This is a genomic window from Kitasatospora sp. NPDC048662 (genome assembly GCF_055587065.1).
Genome location: NZ_JBVJHA010000002.1, coordinates 80,246 through 98,876 on the forward strand (window position 1 = coordinate 80,246; position 18,631 = coordinate 98,876).

An 18,631-nucleotide genomic window follows, 5' to 3' on the forward strand; every position below is an offset into this window, starting at 1 on the left:
ACTAGCGCAGGCCGGTGGAGCGGCGCAGCGCGGCGGCCAGCAGGCGGTCGATCAGCTCGGCGTAGGGCACGCCGGTGGCCTCCCACATCTTGGGGTAGGCCGAGATCGGCGTGAAGCCGGGCATGGTGTTGACCTCGTTGACCATCCACCGGCCGTCGTTCAGCAGGAAGAAGTCGACCCGGGCCAGGCCCTCGCAGCCGAGGCCCTCGAACACCTCGACGGCCTGCCGCTGGAGTTCGGTGCGCTCCGCGTCGGTGAGCCGGGCCGGGATCTCGACCTCGGAGGAGTCGATGTACTTGGCCTCGAAGTCGTAGAACTCGAAGTCGGCGTCGACCAGCACCTCGGCGGGCACCGAGGCGCGCGGGCCGTCCTCGAACTCCAGGACGCCGCACTCGATTTCGCGGCCTTCGACGCCCTTCTCCACGATCACCTTGGGGTCGTGGCGGCGGGCCTCGTCGATCGCGGCGTCCAGGTCGGCGAGGTCCTTGACCTTGGTGATGCCGATCGAGGAGCCGGCCCGGCAGGGCTTGACGAACAGCGGCAGGCCGAGCGCGGCGATCCGCTCGCGGGCGGCGGCCCGGCCGGTCTCGGACTGCCACTCGCGCGGCTTGACCACCGTGTACTCGCCCGCGTACAGGCCGAGCGACTCGATGATCCGCTTGGTGAACTCCTTGTCCATGCCGACCGAGCTGGCCAGCACGCCGGAGCCGACGTACGGCACCCCGGAGAGCTCCAGCAGGCCCTGCAGGGTGCCGTCCTCGCCCCACGGGCCGTGCAGCAGCGGCAGCACCACGTCGACCTCGCCGAGCACCTTGGGGGTGGCGCCGGGCTCGCTCCACACCACGTCGCGGTTGCCGGGGGTGAGCGGCAGCGCCACCTGGCCCTCGGTGGACTCGGCGACCTGGTCGACGTCGGGCATCCGGCCGTCGGTGATGGCCATCCGGGCGGGTTCGTCGCCGACCAGGGCCCAGCGGCCCTCGTGGGTGATGCCGATCGGCAGCACCTCGTACTTGCTGCGGTCGATCGAGCGCAGCACGCTGGCGGCGGTGACCACGGACACGCCGTGTTCGGAGCTCCGGCCGCCGAAGACGATCGCGACGCGCGGCTTGGCCGACTGGTTCGGGGAGGTCTGTTCGATGCTCATATCGGCGTTGAGACTACCGTCCGATTCCGGTCACCGGCGCTCCGGCTTGGCCGAACGGGCCATCAGCCCCTTCAGGACTTCCTGGGTCGGCCGGCCGTTGTGCACCACGTCGACCACGGCTTCGACGATCGGCATCTCCACGCCGTTGCGCCGGGCCAGGTCGAGCACCGACTCGCAGGACTTCACGCCCTCCGCGGTCTGGCTGGTCGCCGCGATGGTCTCGGCGAGCGTCATGCCGCGGCCCAGGTTGGTGCCGAAGGTGTTGTTCCGGGACAGCGGCGAGGAGCAGGTCGCCACCAGGTCGCCCATGCCGGCCAGGCCCGCGAAGGTGTGCGCGTCGGCGCCCAGCCGCAGGCCGAGCCGGGTGGTCTCGGCCAGGCCGCGGGTGATCAGGGTGGCCTTGGTGTTGTCGCCCAGGCCCATGCCGTTGGCCATGCCGACCGCCAGGCCGATCACGTTCTTCACCGCGCCGCCGAGTTCGCAGCCCACCACGTCGGTGTTGGTGTACGGGCGGAAGTACGGGGTGTGGCAGGCCTTCTGGAAGCGCTTGGCGACTTCCTCGTCGGTGCAGGCGACGACGGTGGCGGCGGGCTGCCGGTTGGCGATCTCGCCGGCCAGGTTGGGGCCGGACACCACCACGACGCGCTCCGGGCCGACCTGCGCGACCTCCTCGATCACCTCGCTCATCCGCTTCGCGGTACCGAGTTCGATGCCCTTCATCAGGCTGACCAGCACCGTGTCCGGGGCCAGCATCGGCGCCCAGTGCGCGAGGTTGTCGCGCAGCGTCTGGGAGGGCACCGAGAGCACCGCGAAGTCCGCGCCGGCCAGCGCGGCGGCCGCGTCGGTGGTCGCCCGGATCGAGTGCGGGAGCGTCAGGCCGGGCAGGTAGTCCCGGTTGACGTGGTCCTTGTTGATGGCGTCGGCCAGCTCCGGCCGGCGGCCCCACAGGGTCACCTCGCAGCCTGCGTCGGCCAGGATCATCGCGAAGGCGGTGCCCCAGGAGCCCGTCCCCATCACGGCACAGCGGGTCACCGGTCGCCCTCCTTGGCCGCTCGCTCGCGCTTGGCCTCGGCGGCCGTGGCGCGGTCCTTGGCGGCCTTGCGCATGTCGTAGCGCTCGGCGGGGGCCTGCTCGCCGCGGATCCCCTCCAGCACGGCGGTGATCGCCGCCATGATGTCGTCGGTGGCCTCGCGCAGCACCTGGGCGGTGATCTCCTGGCCCTGGTACTTGCTCAGGTCCACCGCCGGGCCGGCCGCGACCGTCACCTTGTGCCGGGGGAACAGGTGGTACTTGCCCTTTCCGCCCTTCCCGTACGGCGGGATGATCTCCTGCGCGCCCCAGTGCGCGACCGGGATCACCGGCGCGCCCGTCATCAGCGCGACCCGGGCGGCGCCGCTCTTGCCGGTCATCGGCCACATGTCCGGGTCCCGGGTGAGCGTGCCCTCCGGGTAGAACTGCACGCACTGGCCGCCCTTGACCGCGTCGATCGCGGACCGGAACGCGTCGGCGGCGTCGGTGGACTCCCGGAACACCGGGATCTGGCCGGTCTTGCGCAGCATGAAACCGATGAACGGCACCGAGAACAGCGAGGACTTGGCGAGTATCCGGGGCGGGCGGCCCGAGTTGTACTGCCAGTGTGCGTAGAACACCGGGTCGATCACCGAGTTGTGGTTCACCACGACGATGAATCCGCCCTTCTCGGGCAGGTGCTCCCAACCCCGCCAGTCCGTCTTCGCCAGGGCGTTTGTCACCGGCTTCACCAGCACCGCCGCAAAGCGGTACCAGATCCCGTAATCGGCGTTGCCGAACCTGGCGTTAGAGCGGCGGGCCACCCCAGCTCCTCCTCATTCGCGCGGCGAACCGCCGAGCGGTGCCGCTGATCTCTCTCCCTCGCCGGGGCCGGGCAACGGCTCCGAGGCGCCGACCAGTCTCACCCGCGAGGGAAGTCCGTGTCGAGCAGCCACCGCCGCCACCGGCCGGCAGGTGCCCCGCCGACAGCCCGGGCGACCCGGAACCGCTGGCCAGGCCTCCCCGGCCGACGTCACAATGACGCCGATGACAGAGGACACCGTACGCCCCGCCACCGTCCGCCCGTCCGTCCCGGTGCCGCGGCCGGACGGTGCGGGCCGGCGCTTCGGGTGGACCCTGATCGTCCCGGTCAAACCGCTCGCCGAGGCGAAGAGCCGCCTCGCGGCGCTCGGGGAGCTGCGGCCCCGGCTCGCCCTCGCTTTCGCCCTGGACACCGTCGCCGCGGCGCTCGCCTGCCCGGTGGTCGAACGGGTGTTGGTGGTGGGGCGGGATCCGCGCGCCGCGGGTGCGCTGCGCGCGCTGGGGGCGACCGTGCTCGACGACGAACCCGGCGGCGGGCTCAACCCGGCGCTCTCGCACGGCAGTAGCGCCGCGCACCGACTGCACCCCCGCTCCCCCGTCGCCACCCTCTCCGCAGACCTGCCGGCGCTGCGGCCCGCCGAACTCGCCCGGGTCCTTGCCGCTGTGCCCCCGCAGCGCCGGGCCTTCCTCGCCGACGCCCCCGGCACCGGGACCGTCCTTCTCGCCGGACCGCCCGGCACCCCGCTCCGCCCGGCCTTCGGGCCCGGCTCCCGGGAACGCCACGCGGCCGGCGGGGCGGCCGAACTCCAGCTCTCCGACGTGCCGTCCGTCCGGCGTGACGTCGACACCCCCGAGGACCTGGCCGCCGCCCACCGACTCGGCCTCGGCCCGGCCACCGGCGCCCTGCTCCGAAGCTCTATGCTGCTTCCCATGCAGGCCACCGCGTTCACCTTCGACCCCACGACCCGCTCCGGCTCGGTCCTGCTCGACGACGGCACCCCCGTCCCCTTCGACGCCCCCGCCTTCGACGCCGGCGGCCTCCGCCTGCTCCGCCCCGGCCAGCGCCTGCGCATCCGCACCACCGGCGAAGGCCCCGCCCGCCGCGTCACCTTTCTCACCCTCCCCACCTTCCCGGACCCCGAGAGCGCCTGAGGCGTCGTCAACGACCGGGCCGATGGCCGGAGTTCGGTCAGGCGCTGCGCGGGAGGTGCGCGTCCAGGTCGGGGTACGCGGGCGTGCCCCGGAGGCAGAGCGCCGCGACGGCCGGGGTGTTGAGCAACTCCAGCCGCTTCGGGGCGAGTTGCAGCGGGCCGGTGCTGGTGGGGACCACCCGGATCACGCGGGTCTGGCCGAGCAGGATGAAGCTCAGCAGCAGGTGGCCGTCACGGGCCAGGAACCCCTCGGTGCGCTGCGTGGCACCCGGGCCGAAGAAGTAGCGGTAGGCCTCGTACTGCGTCCAGCCGAGCGGGAGTGTGCGCAGGGTGCCCCAGAGCGAGGCGAGCGCGTCGGCGAGAGAGACGAACGAGGCCGATTCGGTGATGCCTTCGATGCTGACGGCATATCCGGACTGAGGGCCCTTCACGGCGGCTCCTGGGGCGGGTCGAGTTCGGCCCAGATGGTGTGGGACCGGGCGGTGTGGCGATGTCCGTAGCGGTCGGCTTCGGCGAGGACGTCGAGGAGCACCAAGTGGGCCTCGGCGTCCGGGTTTCCGGGGAGGGTGGCTTCCACCCGGTAGCCGCCGCCGGGGAGGCGTCGGATACGGGCTTCGGCTCCGGTGGCGGCTGTGAGCCTGGATGCAAGGTCGAACACCCTGGTGGTTCGCACGCCACGCCTCTCCCCCGCAGTCGGCCGATCACTCAAAGTGAATCTAAGCCATTAGATTCCTCCTGATGCATTAGATTGTCAAGCTGAATCACCCGTCCTGTCGCGATCCGGCAGGTCTCGCCTTCCGCCGGGAGATGCCAGATGCCCTCACAGGACCCGCCGTACCTCCGCATCGCGGACCATCTGCGCCGCCGGGTGGAGAACGGGGAGTGGGCGATCGGCGAGCGGCTGCCGTCCCGCGCGCAGCTCGCGCTGAGCTACGAGGTGGGGCCCAACGTGCTCCAGCGGGCTCAGGAAGTGCTCATCGCGGAAGGCCTGTTGGAGGGCCGGGCGGGTTCCGGAACGTACCGGCGCGAGCCGGTGGAGCGGCGTCCGATGCGGCGCGCCCGGACGGTCGCCGCCTTCCCGATGTCCGCTGTGCCGGACGGGAGTTGGGAGTCGCACACCGAGTCCCGGGTGGAGGCGCCGGCCGGGGTGGCGCGCCGACTGGGCATCGAGCCGGGCGAGTTGACGGTTCACACCCGCTACGAGTTCACCGTGGAGCACAAGCCGGTCCAACTCGCCGAGTCCTGGGAGCCGATGGCGATCACCGACGGAACTCCCGTCCTGCTGCCGGAGTTGGGCCCGCTGGCCGGGCGCGGTGTGGTGGCGCGGATGGCCTCCATCGGGGTGCGGGTGGTGCGCGCGGAGGAACGGCCGCGTCCCGGGCGGGCGACGGCGGAGCAGGCGAGTCTGCTGGGGATCAGCACCGGCGATCCGGTGATGCTGATCGAGCGGACGTATCTGGACGACTCCGACCGGCCGGTGGAGACCGCGGATCTGGTGATTCCGGATTCCCGCTGGGAGATCATCTACGACCTCGCGGTGGAACAGCCGGAGTAATTCCGCCCGGCCCGCCGCATTTCCCCGCCGGCTGCGCCCGTCCCCCTGCGGGGTGTCCTGGCCGGGGTGCCCGAACGAGCCGTGCACGGACGCGAAAAGGCCGCGACGGCCCCCGGTCCCGGGTCTCCGGAGGTCCGGGTTCCCTGGCGTGGGGCCGTCACGGCCTGGCCGCCCCGGCGCCGGTTCTCCGGCCCCGGGCTCGGTGCGACTACTTGGCGGTGGACTTGCGTGCCGCGGTCTTGCGCGCGGTGGTCTTCTTCGCCGGAGCGGTCTTCTTGGCGGCGGCCTTCTTGGCCGCGGCCGCGGTGGTCTTCTTCGCCGCGGTGGTCTTGGCGGTGGTGGCCTTCGCGGTGGTCTTCGCCGCGGTGGTCTTCGCGGTGGTGGCCTTCTTGACCGCCGTGGCCTTCTTGGCCGCGGTGGTGGCGGTCTTCTTGGCGGCGGCCTTCTTGGTCGCCGGGGCGGCGGCAGCGGCGGCCCGCTTGGTCGCGGCGCGCTTGGCGGCCGGGGTGGCGGCCACACCGGTCTTGCCCGGGGTCAGCGAGCCCTTGGGCGCCTTCTTGACGGAGGGGCCCTCCTTCGGCAGCTTCTTGCTGCCGGAGACGAGGTCCTTGAAGCCCTGGCCGGGGCGGAACCGCGGCACGGCGGTCTTCTTGACCTTGACCCGCTCGCCGGTCTGCGGGTTGCGGGCGAAGCGCGCCGAGCGCTCCACCTTCTCGAAGGTGCCGAAGCCGGTGACCGACACCCGGTCACCCGCCACGACGGCACGCACCATGGTGTCGAGCACTGCGTCGACGGCCTCTGCGGCAGCCTTGCGACCGCCCAGCTGCTCGGCCACCGCTTCGACAAGCTGAGCCTTGTTCACGTCTTCCCCTTCGGAAACGGGCGCCGGATGATTCCATCCGTTCTTTTCGCACGTTAGGTATGTATCTGCGGACTTTCAATTACCAAACGCGTGAATCACCCTAGTGTCGCAACATATTTGCGCATGGAGGTGCTCACCGGGGCGGCATCCGCCCCTCGTCGAGGTCCTGCACAAAGCGACTCAACCGCCGTGCCGCCTCCGGGAGATCACGCTTGGCGGTCTCCGTGACGATCAGCAGTTGTCGGGTGAGAGCGGTCTTTGCGTCCGTCGACACGTTCAGCGCGTGAACGCGGGCGTGGGCTTGCTTCAACCGCTCGGCCACCAGTGCGTGGAGCAGGGTGACTTCCGAGTCGGCATCACCGTCCCGACCCTCCGCAGACGCGGGTTCGCCACCCGGGTACGGCGGTTCGGGGTTGTGGTGCATGCAACGATTGTGCCATCTGTACGCAGTTGCGCTGAACCAGGGTCTATTCACGGCTGACGAACTCCCCTGCGAACAACGAAGACCCGCCCCGGAGGGGGGCGGGTCTTGTTGTCCGACCGTCAGAATGCGGTGACTCAGGCAGCCGGGAGAGTACGCGGCTTGAACGACGGCCGCTTCGCTTCGAACGCCGCCACATCGGCCTCGTTCTGCAGCGTGATGCTGATGTCGTCCAGGCCGTTCAACAGCCGCCAGCGGACGTTGTCGTCCAGCTCGAACGAGGCCGTCACACCGGCCGCGCGAACCTCGCGGGCCTCCAGGTCCACGGTGATCTCCGCGGTCGGGTCGGCCTCCGTCAACTCCCAGAGCCGGTCCACGGTCTCCTGCGGCAGCACCACCGTCAGCAGGCCGTTCTTCAGCGAGTTGCCGCGGAAGATGTCGGCGAACCGGGAGGAGATGACGGCCTGGAAACCGTAGTTCTGCAGCGCCCAGACGGCGTGCTCGCGGGACGAACCGGTGCCGAACTCGGGGCCCGCCACCAGGACCGTCGCGCCCTGCCGCTCAGGGCGGTTGAGAACAAACGCCTCGTCCTTGCGCCAGGCCTCGAACAGCCCGCCCTCGAAGCCGGAACGGGTGACCTTCTTCAGCCAGTGAGCCGGGATGATCTGGTCGGTGTCCACGTTGGAGCGGCGCAGCGGGACGGCGCGGCCGGTGTGGGTGGTGAACTTCTCCATGGCTCAGGCCTCCACGGCAACGTTGTTCGGCAGATCGGACGGGGAGGCCAGGCGGCCCAGCAGCGCGGTGGCCGCGGCAACCTGGGGCGACACCAGGTGGGTACGGCCGCCCTTGCCCTGCCGGCCCTCGAAGTTGCGGTTCGAGGTGGACGCGCAACGCTCGCCCGGGGCCAGCTGGTCGGGGTTCATGCCCAGGCACATCGAGCAGCCGGCGTGCCGCCACTCGGCGCCCGCGGCGGTGAACACCTTGTCCAGGCCTTCCTCGACGGCCTGCAGGGCGACCCGGACCGAGCCCGGAACCACCAGCATCCTTACCCCGTCGGCGATCTGACGACCCTCCAGCACTGCGGCGGCGGCGCGCAGGTCCTCGATCCGGCCGTTGGTGCAGGAGCCGACGAACACCGCGTCGACCTTCACCTCGCGCAGCGGGGTGCCGGCCTCCAGGCCCATGTACGTGAGGGCGTTCTCGGCGGCGATCCGCTCCTGCGGGTCCGCGAAGTCGGCCGGGTTCGGCACGTTGGCACCCAGCGGCGCGCCCTGGCCCGGGTTGGTGCCCCAGGTGACGAACGGGGTCAGCTCGGCGGCGTCGATGAACACCTCGGCGTCGAACACCGCGTCCTCGTCGGTGGCCAGGGTGTCCCAGTAGGCGACCGCGGCATCCCAGTCAGCGCCCTGCGGGGCGTGCGGACGGCCCTGCAGATAGTCGTAGGTGGTGCGGTCCGGGGCGATCATGCCGGCCCGGGCGCCCGCCTCGATGGACATGTTGCAGATCGTCATCCGGGCCTCCATGGAGAGGCTGCGGATCGCCGAACCGCGGTACTCCAGGACGTAGCCCTGGCCGCCGCCGGTACCGATCTTGGCGATCACGGCCAGGATCAGGTCCTTGGCGGTGACGCCCTCGGGCAGCTCGCCCTCGACGGTGATCGCCATCGTCCGGAACGGCGCCAGCGGCAGCGTCTGGGTGGCCAGCACGTGCTCGACCTGGCTGGTGCCGATGCCGAACGCCAGTGCGCCGAAAGCCCCGTGGGTGGAGGTGTGGGAGTCGCCGCACACCACGGTCATGCCCGGCTGGGTCAGACCCAGCTGCGGGCCGACCACGTGCACCACGCCCTGCTCGACGTCGCCCAGCGAGTGGAGGCGCACGCCGAACTCCTCGGCGTTCTTGCGCAGCGTCTCCAACTGCACCCGGGAGACCGGGTCGGCGATCGGCTTGTCGATGTCCAGGGTGGGGGTGTTGTGGTCCTCGGTGGCGATCGTCAGATCGGTGCGACGAACCGGGCGGCCGGCCAGCCGGAGGCCGTCGAACGCCTGCGGGCTGGTCACCTCGTGCAGCAGGTGCAGATCGATGTAGAGCAGGTCGGGCTCGCCCTCGGCGCGCCGGACGACGTGGTCGTCCCAGACCTTCTCTGCGAGTGTCCGTCCCATCGGATTCCCTCCAGCCGGCCGCTCTGCCGGCCTTCTCGTGATCGTCGTCGAGGTCTTGTCCCGTGCCGCCCTGTGAGGCTCGCTCGGCATCGTGACCTGCACGCCGGATCGTCCAGCATCCGGACACCGTGATACGGCTCCGCGCCGGGTGTTCTCCCTGGCTGCTGAGTCCAGAGTGGCGCTTTTCCCGGAAGATTGAACTTGCGTCTCGCTGATTGAGACTGCAGTATCGAGACATGGACAACACTAGCGGCGTCGGCGTTCTCGACAAGGCCGCTCTGGTGCTGAGCGCACTGGAGTCGGGCCCCGCCACGTTGGCGGGGCTGGTCGCCGCCACCGGTCTGGCCCGGCCCACGGCCCATCGGCTCGCCGTCGCACTCGAACACCACCGCCTGGTCACCAGGGACATGCAGGGCCGCTTCATTCTCGGCCCCCGGCTCGCCGAACTCTCCGCCGCCGCAGGCGAGGACCGGCTGCTCGCCGCGGCCGGCCCGGTGCTCACGCACCTGCGCGACGTGACGGGCGAGAGCGCCCAGCTCTACCGCCGCCAGGGCGAGATGCGGATCTGCGTGGCCGCCGCCGAGCGCCTCTCCGGCCTGCGCGACACGGTGCCCGTCGGCTCCACCCTCCCGATGAAGGCCGGCTCCGCCGCCCAGGTCCTGCTCGCCTGGGAAGAGCCCGAGCGTCTCCACCGCGGCCTCCAGGGCGCCCGGTTCACCGCCACCGCGCTCAGCGGCGTGCGCCGCCGCGGCTGGGCCCAGTCCATCGGCGAACGCGAGCCCGGCGTCGCCTCCGTCTCCGCCCCCGTCCGCGGCCCCTCCAACCGCGTCGTTGCCGCCGTCTCCGTCTCCGGCCCCATCGAACGACTCACCCGGCACCCCGGCCGCCTCCACGCCCAGGCCATCATCGAAGCCGCCAACCGCCTCACCGAGGCCCTCCGCCGCAGCTGACACCCCCACCACCCCTTGTGCCCCCGCCAACCCGGCGGGGGCACACGCGTTTCGGGCCCGTGGTGCACCCGAGCCGGTGGGTGCACGGACGGGTGGGCGGTCGGGCGGGCGAGGCGGGAACGCAAAAAAGCCCCGGTTTCCCGGAGCTTTCAGAAAATCTTGGCTGGGGTACCAGGACTCGAACCTAGACTAAATGAACCAGAATCACTCGTGCTGCCAATTACACCATACCCCAAAAGTACCCCCGACCGGATTCGAACCGGCGCTACCGCCTTGAGAGGGCGGCGTGCTAGGCCGCTACACAACGGGGGCCCTAGCTTGAATGAGTACCCCCGACCGGATTCGAACCGGCGCTACCGCCTTGAGAGGGCGGCGTGCTAGGCCGCTACACAACGGGGGCGTGTCTCATTCATTCTGCAATTGTCAAGAATTGCGTACCCCCGACCGGATTCGAACCGGCGCTACCGCCTTGAGAGGGCGGCGTGCTAGGCCGCTACACAACGGGGGCTTGCTTCACTTGCGTGTTGCGCTGGGGTACCAGGACTCGAACCTAGACTAACTGAACCAGAATCAGTCGTGCTGCCAATTACACCATACCCCACCAGAGTTCAACCCCTGCGGGCCTTCCTCGGTGTCTTGCGCCCCCCTGCCGGGCGGCGCAGAAAGAACATTACCCGACGCCCGGCCCGGCTCCAAAATCGATAACCGCAGGCAGTGCGCAGGACACCTGCGGGCCAGGTCAGCGACCTGGCCCGCAGGTGTGCCGGCGGCGGCCCCGGCGGGCCGCAGGGGGCTCAGGAGGCCGGGAGCAGCTCCAGGGCGGCGAGCAGGCGGCGCAGCGTCTCCTCGCGGCCCAGCAGCTCCATGGACTCGAACAGCGGCGGCGAGACCCGGCGGCCGGTCACCGCGACCCGGAGCGGGGTGAAGGCGAACTTGGGCTTGATGCCGAGGCCGTCGACCAGGGCCTCGCGCAGGGCGGCCTGGATCGGGTCGGGGGTGAAGTCCGTCAGTTCGGTGAGCGCCTTGACGGAGGCTTCGATGACCGGGCGGGCGTCGGCGGTGAGCACCTTCGCCGCGTCCTCGGGGTCGACGGCGAAGTCGGCGGGGGCGACGAACAGGAAGCCGGCCATGGTGACGATCTCGGAGAGGACGACCATCCGCTCCTGGGTGAGCGGCGCGACCTTGGCGAGCAGGTCGAGCTGCTCGGCGGTCGGCTCGGCCGGGAGGAGTTCGGCGGCCTGGAGGTAGGGGACCAGGCGCTTGACGAACTCTTCGGGGGCGAGGCGGCGGACGTGCTCGGCGTTGAGGTGCTCGGCCTTCTTGAGGTCGAAGCGGGCCGGGTTGCCGTTGACGTCGTCGATGTCGAAGGCGGCGACCATCTCGTCGATGTCGAAGATGTCGCGGTCGTCGGAGAGCGACCAGCCCAGCAGGGCCAGGTAGTTGAGCAGGCCCTCGGGCAGGAAGCCGCGCTCGCGGTACAGGTTGAGCGAGGCCTGCGGGTCGCGCTTGGAGAGCTTCTTGTTGCCCTCGCCCATCACGTACGGCAGGTGGCCGAAGCGGGGGGTGGTGCCGTTGCCGACGCCGATGTCGGCGAGGGCGGCGTAGAGGGCGATCTGGCGGGGCGTCGAGGACAGCAGGTCCTCGCCGCGGAGCACGTGGGTGATCTCCATCAGGGCGTCGTCGACCGGGTTGACCAGGGTGTACAGCGGGGCGCCGTTGGCCCGGACGATGCCGTAGTCGGGAACGTCCTTGGGGTCGAAGGAGATCGGGCCGCGGACCAGGTCGTCGAAGGTGAGGGTGGTGTCGGGCATCCGGAAGCGGAGGATCGACGCGCGGCCCTCCTGCTCGTAGACGGCGATCTGGTCGGCCGTCAGGTCGCGGCAGTGGCCGTCGTAGCCGGAGGGCTTGCCGGCGGCGCGGGCGGCCTCGCGGCGGGCGTCCAGTTCCTCGGTGGTGCAGTAGCAGGGGTAGGCGTGGCCGGCCTCGCGGAGGCGAGCCGCGACGTCGGCGTAGATGTCCATCCGCTGCGACTGGCGGTAGGGGGCGTGCGGGCCGCCGACCTCGGGGCCCTCGTCCCAGTCGAAGCCGAGCCAGCGCATCGCGTCGAGCAGCTGGTTGTAGGACTCCTCGGAGTCGCGGGCGGCGTCGGTGTCCTCGATCCGGAACACCAGGGTGCCGCCGTTGTGGCGGGCGTAGGCCCAGTTGAAGAGGGCCGTGCGGACCAGGCCGACGTGCGGGTTCCCGGTCGGGGAGGGGCAGAAACGGACCCGGACGTCGGGGTTCTTGTCAGCCACGGTTACTGCATCCTTCATCGCTTGACGACCTTGTTGGCGAGGGTGCCGATGCCTTCGACGGAGACGGCGACCTCGTCGCCGATGTTCAGGGGGCCGACACCCGCGGGGGTGCCGGTGAGGATGACGTCGCCCGGGAGCAGCGTCATCGCTTCGGAGATGTGCGCGACCAGTTCGGCGACCGAGCGGGCCATCTGGGAGGTGCGGCCGGCTTGGCGCAGTTCGCCGTTGACGGTGCAGGTGACGGCCAGGTCGGCGGGGTCGAGGTCGGTCTCGATCCACGGGCCGAGCGGGCAGGAGGTGTCGAAGCCCTTGGCGCGGGCCCACTGGCCCTCGCGCTGCTGCACGTCGCGGGCGGTGACGTCGTTGGCGCAGGTGTAGCCGAAGATCACTTCGGGGACCCGGTCGAGCGGCACCTCGCGGCACATCCGGCCGATCACCACGGCGAGTTCGGCCTCGTACTGGACGTCCGAGGAGAACGGCGGGTAGGCGATGGACTCGGTGGGGCCGATGACGGCGGTGGAGGGCTTGAAGAAGGTCAGCGGCACGGCCGGGATCTCGTTGCCCAGTTCGGCGGCGTGGTCGGCGTAGTTGCGGCCGACCGCCACGATCTTGCTGGGCAGCATCGGGGCCAGCAGCCGGACGTCCTGCAGCCGGTGGGTCTCACCGGTCGGCTGGGGGGCGCCGAAGGGGTGGCCGGCGAGGGTGTGCACCACCAGCGAATCGGGTTGTGCGGCGTCCCCCTCGATGATTCCGAAGGAGACCGAGCCCGCCGCGGGGCTCCCTTCACGGACGGAGAACCTGGCGATACGCACAGCCCTGCAACCTCTCGGTTCGTCGGCCGCCCGGACGCTCCCGGGCGGTTGCCGAGCCCGCAGTGCCGGGCCCGGCTGTGCCACCAGGTTATCGGCGCGAAGGTCAGGCCTGCGGCAGGCGGGTGGCCGGGGCGGCCATCAGGACGGTGCGGCGCGGGTTGGCGGTGGCCGTGGGCAGCTGGGTGGCGTACTCGCGCGGCGTGCGGACGCCGCCGAAGCCGGGGAGCTCGGAGAAGTCCGCGACGGAGGCCAGGGTGGTGCGGCGCGGGTTGGCCGTGGAACGGATGGCCGTCGTGGTCGTCTCGGACATTTGCGTCAGCACCTTGTTTCGCTCGAACGGACTTTTGCTCGGGCCCACCGCTGGGCAGGCTCCGGTCAACCCTGCCAGGTTAGGGATCCCATTCCACAGCGGCCGTGACCAAAGCTATACATCGAGCTGTGAGTTTGCTCACAATTACCGGTTCAAAGGGCGTGGAAGTGGTGATTCCGGACCAATGGCAAAATCTCTCATTGGGGATATTGCGGACATTTGCCGCACAAACTGATCTTCCTCTTTGTTGACATGGCTAGGACGAGTGTCCGAAAAAGACCATATTCCGAACCCGAAGCAACACGGACCGTGAGTCACCGCACGCGCTCGGTAGCCCTGGACACCGAGTCGTAACGGCCCTTGTTGGACTTCCCCCGCTGTGCTGGAATGCCACGGAAAAACTCGACACCGCTCTATCTCCGCCCGGCGGGGAAGGGCGCCCGGTCCAGAGGTTGCGACGCCAGTGCAGGGACGTTTCAAGAGGGGCAACGGCGCCGCGGGTGAGCCGGAGTCGCGGGAGCCCGTGGCCGGCGCCCACCAGGCGGCACCGGCGACAGGCCAGGGTGAGCGGCCGTTCGGCGCCCCCGCCGAGGCCGCCGCCGACAGCAGTGCCCCGGGCGCGGCGAGCGCGCCCAAGCAGCAGGACGGCAGTGCGCCGGCCGACAAGCAGAGCCGCCGCGCGAGACTGCGCGGCACGCTCAACCGCCGTCGTGCCACCGGCGCGAGCCGCTTCGCCATGCGCAACTGGCGAATCCGCACCCGTCTGATCGCGCTGCTGTTCCTGCCCGTGGTCGTCTCGCTGGCGCTGGGCGGCCTGCGGGTGCAGGAGTCGATGGCGAACTCCCGCCAGCTGTCCCAGATGAGCGACCTGGCCGAGCTCGCCCGCAACGCCACCGCGCTGGCCAACGCCCTGCAGTACGAACGCGACATCTCGGCCGGCCCGCTGGCCGCCGGCGGCAGCGCCGACAACGACCCCGAGATCGCCGACGCGTACCGGCAGACCAACACGCTGTCGAAGACCTTCAACGCCAGCGCCGACAAGTTCGACAACCTCGACCTGGCCGGCTCCAAGACCCTGCTGCTGCAGGTCCGCAAGGACCTCAACACGCTGCCCCGGGCCCGTAGCGGCGCGTTCGCCGCCCGCGACAACATCCAGGCCACGATCACCAACTACGACGTGATCATCAAGGACCTGATCGGCGCCACCCAGGACATCGCGATCACCTCGAACTCCACCGAGCTGATCAAGACCACCCGGGCGCTGTTCCAGTTCTCCACGGCCAAGGAGTACACCTCGATGCAGCGCGCGCTGCTCAGCGCCGCGCTCGCGAACCCCAACGGCCCGTACCTGTCGCCCTCCGACGAGACCTTCGGCGTCCGGCTGATGAGCTCCGAGGACAACGCCCTCGCCAACTTCACCGCCATCTACGGCGAGAGCGAGGCCCGCACGCTGCGCGCGGCGATGAGCTACAACCAGGTCGTCGCCGAGGCCGACCGGTTCGCCAAGCAGGCGCTGAACACCAACGGCATCCGGCAGACCGACAACCCGTCCTACAAGGAGTGGTTCGACAAGTCGACGGCCAAGGTCAGCGCCGAGAAGACCATTGAGAACAACCTGGTCAACGTCCTCGACGGCAAGGCCCAGGCGCTGCAGTCGGACGTCGACACCGAGTCGGTCATCAACGCCGCCGTGGTCGCCCTGGTGCTCGTCGTCGCCATCGCCGGCGCCGCCCTGGTGGCCCGCTCGATGGTGCGCTCGCTGACCCGCCTGCAGGCCTCCGCCGAGGACGTCGCCGAGCGCCGCCTGCCGGAGCTGGTCAAGACGCTCTCCGAGAGCGACCCGCACGACGTGGACGTCACCGTCGAACCGGTCGGCGTCGACTCCGCCGACGAGATCGGCCACGTGGCGCACGCCTTCGACATGGTGCACCGCGAGGCGGTCCGACTGGCCGCCGAGCAGGCGCTGCTGCGAGGCAACATCAACGCGATGTTCACCAACCTGTCGCGCCGCAGCCAGGGCCTGATCCAGCGCCAGCTGTCGCTGATCTCCGAACTGGAGAGCCGCGAGGCCGACCCGGACCAGCTGGCCTCGCTGTTCAAGCTCGACCACCTCGCCACCCGCATGCGCCGCAACGGCGAAAACCTCCTCGTCCTCGCGGGCGAGGACCCCGGCCGCCGGTGGACCCGCCCCGTCCCGCTGGTCGACGTGCTCCGCGCCGCCGCCTCCGAGGTGGAGCAGTACGAGCGCATCGAACTCGCCTCGGTGCCCACCGCCGAGGTCGCCGGACGCGTCGTCAACGACCTCGTCCACCTGCTCGCCGAGCTGCTGGAGAACGCCACCTCGTTCTCCTCCCCGCAGACCCGGGTCCGGGTCACCGGTCACGCCCTGCCCGACGGCCGGGTGCTGATCGAGATCCACGACACCGGCATCGGCCTCTCCCCCGACGACCTGGCCGACATCAACGAGCGTCTGGCCAACCCGCCGGTGGTGGACGTCTCGGTGTCCCGCCGCATGGGTCTGTTCGTGGTCGGCCGCCTGTCCCTGCGACACGGCATCCGGATCCAGCTCCGCCCGTCCGACTCCGGCGGCACCACCGCGCTGGTCATGCTGCCCGTGGACGTCACCAACTCCGCCGAGCGGCGCGGCAACCGGCCCGGTGCGGGCGCCGGGGCCGGCCAGGGCGGCCGGCCGCAGCGCGGGGTCGCGCCGACGCCGCGTCAGCAGGGCCGTCCCGCGGGCGACCTGCCCGGTGCGCGCACCGCGCTCGGCCAGGGTCCGGCGGCCGGCGGGCAGGGCGGCCAGGGCGGCCGTCCGCAGCTCGGCCAGGGCCCGATGGGCGGCAGCCCCGATCTGTTCACCCCGGGCGCTCCGTCCGGTCCGTCCGCTCCGGCCGCGCCCCAGGGCCCGGCGGGTACGGGTGGCCGGCGCGGGCCGGGCGAGACGCCCGCGCAGGGCGGCTTCGGCCCCGGCGGCGCGTTCGGCAACGGTGGGGCCCAGGGCGGCCGCACCGGTGGCCTGCCGACCCGTTCGGTCGGCCAGTCGCTGCGCGACAACCCGGCGCCGGGTGTGTCCGGCCCGGCGGCCCCGGCCGGTGCGGGTGCGGGTGCGGGTGTTGGTGCGCCGGCCGGTGGCGGGCTGCCGCCGCGGCGGGTGCCGGGTGCGTCCGGTGCGCCGGGCCTGCAGGGCGGGCCGGGCGGCCCCGGCGGTCAGGGCGGTCTTCCGCCGCGCCGTCCGCAGGGACCGCAGGCTCCGCAGGGCCCGCAGGGCCCGCAGGGTGGTCCGCGTCGTCCGCAGGGCCCGCAGGCTCCGCAGGGCGGTCCGGAGCGGACCCGTCCGGCGGAAGGCCGTCCGGGCCTGGAGAGCCGTCCTGAGATGGAGGGTCGTCCGGGGATGGACAGCCGTCCCGGGATGGAAGGCCGTCCTGGGATGGAGAACCGTCCTGGGATGGAGAACCGTCCGGGCCTGGAGAGCCGTCCCGGGATGGAGGGCCGTCCCGGCCTGGAGCGCCGTCCGGGCGGGGAGCCGACCCAGCACGGCCGCGCCGAGCAGTCGCAGCAGCCGCCGCGCCGTCCGCTGCCGCAGCAGCAGCCGGCCGCGCCGCTGGAAGCCGCCCCGGCGGACCAGCCGGGCGGGTTCGCCCGGCCGCGCTTCGAGGCGTCCGACATCGACCCGCGCGACCCGCTGGGCCTGGGCCTGGTGGAGCCGGTGCTGCCGGACCCGGTGGGTCAGGGTGTGCCGGTGGTGGCGCCGCCTCAGGAGCGGGTCGTCCCCCAGCAGTTCGCGGAGCGGCCGCAGCCGATGGCGCTGCCGACCGCCGGCGAGTCGGCTGCCGCCCCGGTGCCGGCCCGTGAGCAGGTCCGCTCCCGGGGGTACCAGCCGCAGCGGCCCGGTACCAGTGCGCCCGGGTTCGACCAGCAGCCGTCCCGACCGGCCCCGCAGGCTCAGGCCCCGCAGGCCCCGGCCCCGGCCCCGCAGGCTCCGGCCGCGCGGCCGCAGGCTCCGCAGCAGGCCGAGCCGTTCCAGCAGGCCGAGCAGTACCCGCAGGCCGAGCAGTACCCGCAGCAGCGTCCGCAGGGCATGCCGCAGCGGCCGGTGCCGGGTGGCCCGCAGGGTGCCCCGCAGCGCCCGGCGGCGGAACGGCAGGCCCCGCAGGCCCCCGCCGCCCCGCAGCCGCAGGCTCAGGCCCCGCAGCCGCAGGTCCCGCAGGCCGAGCAGTACCCGCAGCAGCAGCCCGCCGGTCCCGGTCCGGACGCCCCGTGGCGCCCGTCCGCGAACGACGAGCGCTGGCGGCGGGCCGAGCAGATGCGCGAGCCGCAGACCGACGGCCTGACCACCTCGGGGCTGCCCCGTCGCACCCCGCAGGCCAACCTGGTCTCCGGCAGCGCCGAGGCCAGCCCGCTGACGGGCCCGCAGGTCTCGCGCAGTCCGGAGGAGGTGCGCGGCCGGTTGACCAACCTGCGCCGCGGCATCCAGCAGGGCCGCCAGGCCGGTTCGCAGCAGCCGGGCTCCGGCCGTCCCGCGCCGCAGCAGCGGCCGGGCTTCGACTTCGGCGGCACGTCCGAGGGCCTCCGGGGAGCCCAGTTCGACGCCGATGGCAACAACGGCTTCGGCCCCGAGCACCAGGAGCGTTGAGTTGAGTCAGATGATGAGCCAGGCCGCCCAGAACCTGAACTGGCTGATCACCAACTTCGTGGACAACACCCCCGGGGTGTCCCACACGGTGGTGGTCTCGGCCGACGGTCTGCTGCTGTGCATGTCCGAGGGGTTCCCCCGGGACCGCGCCGACCAGCTCGCCGCGGTCGCCTCCGGGTTGACCTCGCTGACCTCCGGCGCCAGCCGGATCTTCGAGGGCGGCGAGGTCAACCAGACCGTCGTGGAGATGGAGCGGGGTTTCCTGTTCCTGATGGCGATCAGCGACGGCTCCGCGCTCGCGGTGCTGGCCTCGCCGGACTCCGACATCGGCCTGGTGGGCTACGAGATGGCCCTGCTGGTCGACCGGGCCGGTGCGGTCCTCACTCCCGCTCTGCGGGCCGAGCTCCAGGGCAGCCTGCTGCACTGACCACCGGTCCGGTCCCATCCGCTCCTCAGCACCACCCTCACTGTGCCGGGCCCGTCCGAACCGGGTCCGGCACACCCACCCCC

The 18,631-nt window shown here is 71.6% G+C and carries 16 protein-coding genes, 5 tRNA genes and 1 pseudogene; 5 read left to right on the forward strand and 17 right to left on the reverse strand.

Going from position 1 to position 18,631, the window contains the following annotated elements; all coding sequences use genetic code 11:
- Window position 1: 1 nt before the first annotated feature.
- Genes ACZ6R9_RS06355 through ACZ6R9_RS06365 form a run of 3 tightly spaced genes read right to left on the reverse strand, consistent with a single transcriptional unit; the run spans window position 2 to window position 2,976 of the window.
- Entirely contained in the window at window positions 2-1,144 is a 1,143-nt protein-coding gene (locus tag ACZ6R9_RS06355; protein ID WP_380488862.1) for a D-alanine--D-alanine ligase family protein, read from the reverse strand.
- Between the two features lie 30 nt (window positions 1,145-1,174).
- Window positions 1,175-2,158: an NAD(P)H-dependent glycerol-3-phosphate dehydrogenase gene (locus ACZ6R9_RS06360; protein ID WP_380488863.1), complete on the reverse strand. Its 984-nt coding sequence runs from the start codon at window positions 2,156-2,158 to the stop codon at window positions 1,175-1,177.
- A 14-nt stretch (window positions 2,159-2,172) separates the two neighbouring features.
- Window positions 2,173-2,976 (reverse strand): lysophospholipid acyltransferase family protein, encoded by an 804-nt coding sequence (locus ACZ6R9_RS06365; protein WP_380488861.1) that lies wholly within the window; start codon window positions 2,974-2,976, stop codon window positions 2,173-2,175.
- Window positions 2,977-3,199: 223 nt separating this feature from the next.
- On the opposite strand from ACZ6R9_RS06365, the pseudogene cofC reads away from it, so the two are divergent.
- A pseudogene (gene cofC, locus ACZ6R9_RS06370) lies at window positions 3,200-3,910 on the forward strand (2-phospho-L-lactate guanylyltransferase); the annotation flags it as partial.
- Window positions 3,911-4,163: 253 nt separating this feature from the next.
- Here the strand turns inward: cofC and ACZ6R9_RS06375 are convergent.
- Window positions 4,164-4,556 (reverse strand): hypothetical protein, encoded by a 393-nt coding sequence (locus ACZ6R9_RS06375; RefSeq protein WP_380488860.1) that lies wholly within the window; start codon window positions 4,554-4,556, stop codon window positions 4,164-4,166.
- On the reverse strand, window positions 4,553-4,798 hold the full coding sequence (locus tag ACZ6R9_RS06380) for a hypothetical protein (protein ID WP_380488859.1): 246 nt from the start codon (window positions 4,796-4,798) through the stop codon (window positions 4,553-4,555). Before ACZ6R9_RS06380 ends, ACZ6R9_RS06375 begins: the two co-directional genes overlap by 4 nt.
- 141 nt (window positions 4,799-4,939) lie before the next feature.
- Between ACZ6R9_RS06380 and ACZ6R9_RS06385 the strand changes: the two genes are divergently transcribed.
- Entirely contained in the window at window positions 4,940-5,680 is a 741-nt protein-coding gene (locus tag ACZ6R9_RS06385; RefSeq protein ID WP_380488858.1) for a GntR family transcriptional regulator, read from the forward strand.
- Between the two features lie 208 nt (window positions 5,681-5,888).
- On the opposite strand, the gene ACZ6R9_RS06390 is transcribed toward ACZ6R9_RS06385, so the two are convergent.
- The 4 genes from ACZ6R9_RS06390 to leuC all read right to left on the reverse strand — a co-directional run bounded on the left by ACZ6R9_RS06390 (window position 5,889) and on the right by leuC (window position 9,122).
- Window positions 5,889-6,542, reverse strand: coding sequence for an HU family DNA-binding protein (locus ACZ6R9_RS06390; RefSeq protein ID WP_380488857.1), 654 nt, complete (start codon window positions 6,540-6,542; stop codon window positions 5,889-5,891).
- Between the two features lie 133 nt (window positions 6,543-6,675).
- Complete coding sequence (locus ACZ6R9_RS06395) at window positions 6,676-6,966, reverse strand: SCO5555 family protein (RefSeq protein WP_380488856.1); 291 nt, start codon at window positions 6,964-6,966, stop codon at window positions 6,676-6,678.
- Between the two features lie 134 nt (window positions 6,967-7,100).
- Window positions 7,101-7,697, reverse strand: a complete 597-nt coding sequence (gene leuD, locus ACZ6R9_RS06400; RefSeq protein ID WP_380488855.1) for a 3-isopropylmalate dehydratase small subunit — start codon at window positions 7,695-7,697, stop codon at window positions 7,101-7,103.
- A 3-nt stretch (window positions 7,698-7,700) separates the two neighbouring features.
- Complete coding sequence (gene leuC, locus ACZ6R9_RS06405; RefSeq protein ID WP_380488854.1) at window positions 7,701-9,122, reverse strand: 3-isopropylmalate dehydratase large subunit; 1,422 nt, start codon at window positions 9,120-9,122, stop codon at window positions 7,701-7,703.
- Between the two features lie 236 nt (window positions 9,123-9,358).
- Here leuC and ACZ6R9_RS06410 point away from each other — a divergent pair, with 236 nt between their 5' ends.
- Window positions 9,359-10,072: an IclR family transcriptional regulator gene (locus ACZ6R9_RS06410; RefSeq protein ID WP_035866446.1), complete on the forward strand. Its 714-nt coding sequence runs from the start codon at window positions 9,359-9,361 to the stop codon at window positions 10,070-10,072.
- Window positions 10,073-10,232: 160 nt separating this feature from the next.
- Here ACZ6R9_RS06410 and ACZ6R9_RS06415 read toward each other — a convergent pair.
- The 8 genes from ACZ6R9_RS06415 to ACZ6R9_RS06450 form a co-directional block, all read right to left on the reverse strand.
- Window positions 10,233-10,307: transfer RNA gene (locus tag ACZ6R9_RS06415), tRNA-Gln, on the reverse strand.
- Between the two features lie 4 nt (window positions 10,308-10,311).
- Window positions 10,312-10,384 (reverse strand) — tRNA-Glu (locus ACZ6R9_RS06420).
- A gap of 15 nt (window positions 10,385-10,399) precedes the next feature.
- Window positions 10,400-10,472: transfer RNA gene (locus ACZ6R9_RS06425), tRNA-Glu, on the reverse strand.
- A gap of 35 nt (window positions 10,473-10,507) precedes the next feature.
- Window positions 10,508-10,580: transfer RNA gene (locus tag ACZ6R9_RS06430), tRNA-Glu, on the reverse strand.
- A 21-nt stretch (window positions 10,581-10,601) separates the two neighbouring features.
- Window positions 10,602-10,673 (reverse strand) — tRNA-Gln (locus ACZ6R9_RS06435).
- 193 nt (window positions 10,674-10,866) lie between these two features.
- Complete coding sequence (gltX, locus tag ACZ6R9_RS06440) at window positions 10,867-12,384, reverse strand: glutamate--tRNA ligase (protein WP_380488853.1); 1,518 nt, start codon at window positions 12,382-12,384, stop codon at window positions 10,867-10,869.
- Window positions 12,381-13,178, reverse strand: a complete 798-nt coding sequence (locus ACZ6R9_RS06445; protein WP_380488852.1) for a fumarylacetoacetate hydrolase family protein — start codon at window positions 13,176-13,178, stop codon at window positions 12,381-12,383. Before ACZ6R9_RS06445 ends, gltX begins: the two co-directional genes overlap by 4 nt.
- A gap of 103 nt (window positions 13,179-13,281) precedes the next feature.
- The gene (locus ACZ6R9_RS06450; RefSeq protein ID WP_380488851.1) at window positions 13,282-13,488 is read right to left on the reverse strand and encodes a hypothetical protein; all 207 of its coding nucleotides are present in this window, start codon (window positions 13,486-13,488) and stop codon (window positions 13,282-13,284) included.
- Between the two features lie 523 nt (window positions 13,489-14,011).
- On the opposite strand from ACZ6R9_RS06450, the gene ACZ6R9_RS06455 reads away from it, so the two are divergent.
- Window positions 14,012-18,121, forward strand: coding sequence for a nitrate- and nitrite sensing domain-containing protein (locus tag ACZ6R9_RS06455; RefSeq protein ID WP_465536909.1), 4,110 nt, complete (start codon window positions 14,012-14,014; stop codon window positions 18,119-18,121).
- 13 nt (window positions 18,122-18,134) lie between these two features.
- Window positions 18,135-18,548, forward strand: coding sequence for a roadblock/LC7 domain-containing protein (locus ACZ6R9_RS06460; protein WP_097236138.1), 414 nt, complete (start codon window positions 18,135-18,137; stop codon window positions 18,546-18,548).
- The last annotated feature ends 83 nt before the right edge of the window (window positions 18,549-18,631 follow it).

Bases quoted from the DNA above. Each gene is read 5' to 3' on its own strand.
- ACZ6R9_RS06460 (WP_097236138.1), top strand. From the start codon at position 18,135: ATGAGCCAGGCCGCCCAGAACCTGAACTGGCTGATCACCAACTTCGTG.
- ACZ6R9_RS06360 (WP_380488863.1), bottom strand. From the start codon at position 2,158: ATGGGGACGGGCTCCTGGGGCACCGCCTTCGCGATGATCCTGGCCGAC.
- ACZ6R9_RS06450 (WP_380488851.1), bottom strand. From the start codon at position 13,488: ATGTCCGAGACGACCACGACGGCCATCCGTTCCACGGCCAACCCGCGC.
- leuD (WP_380488855.1), bottom strand. From the start codon at position 7,697: ATGGAGAAGTTCACCACCCACACCGGCCGCGCCGTCCCGCTGCGCCGC.
- ACZ6R9_RS06355 (WP_380488862.1), bottom strand. From the start codon at position 1,144: ATGAGCATCGAACAGACCTCCCCGAACCAGTCGGCCAAGCCGCGCGTC.
- ACZ6R9_RS06385 (WP_380488858.1), top strand. From the start codon at position 4,940: ATGCCCTCACAGGACCCGCCGTACCTCCGCATCGCGGACCATCTGCGC.
- ACZ6R9_RS06395 (WP_380488856.1), bottom strand. From the start codon at position 6,966: ATGCACCACAACCCCGAACCGCCGTACCCGGGTGGCGAACCCGCGTCT.
- leuC (WP_380488854.1), bottom strand. From the start codon at position 9,122: ATGGGACGGACACTCGCAGAGAAGGTCTGGGACGACCACGTCGTCCGG.
- gltX (WP_380488853.1), bottom strand. From the start codon at position 12,384: ATGAAGGATGCAGTAACCGTGGCTGACAAGAACCCCGACGTCCGGGTC.
- ACZ6R9_RS06410 (WP_035866446.1), top strand. From the start codon at position 9,359: ATGGACAACACTAGCGGCGTCGGCGTTCTCGACAAGGCCGCTCTGGTG.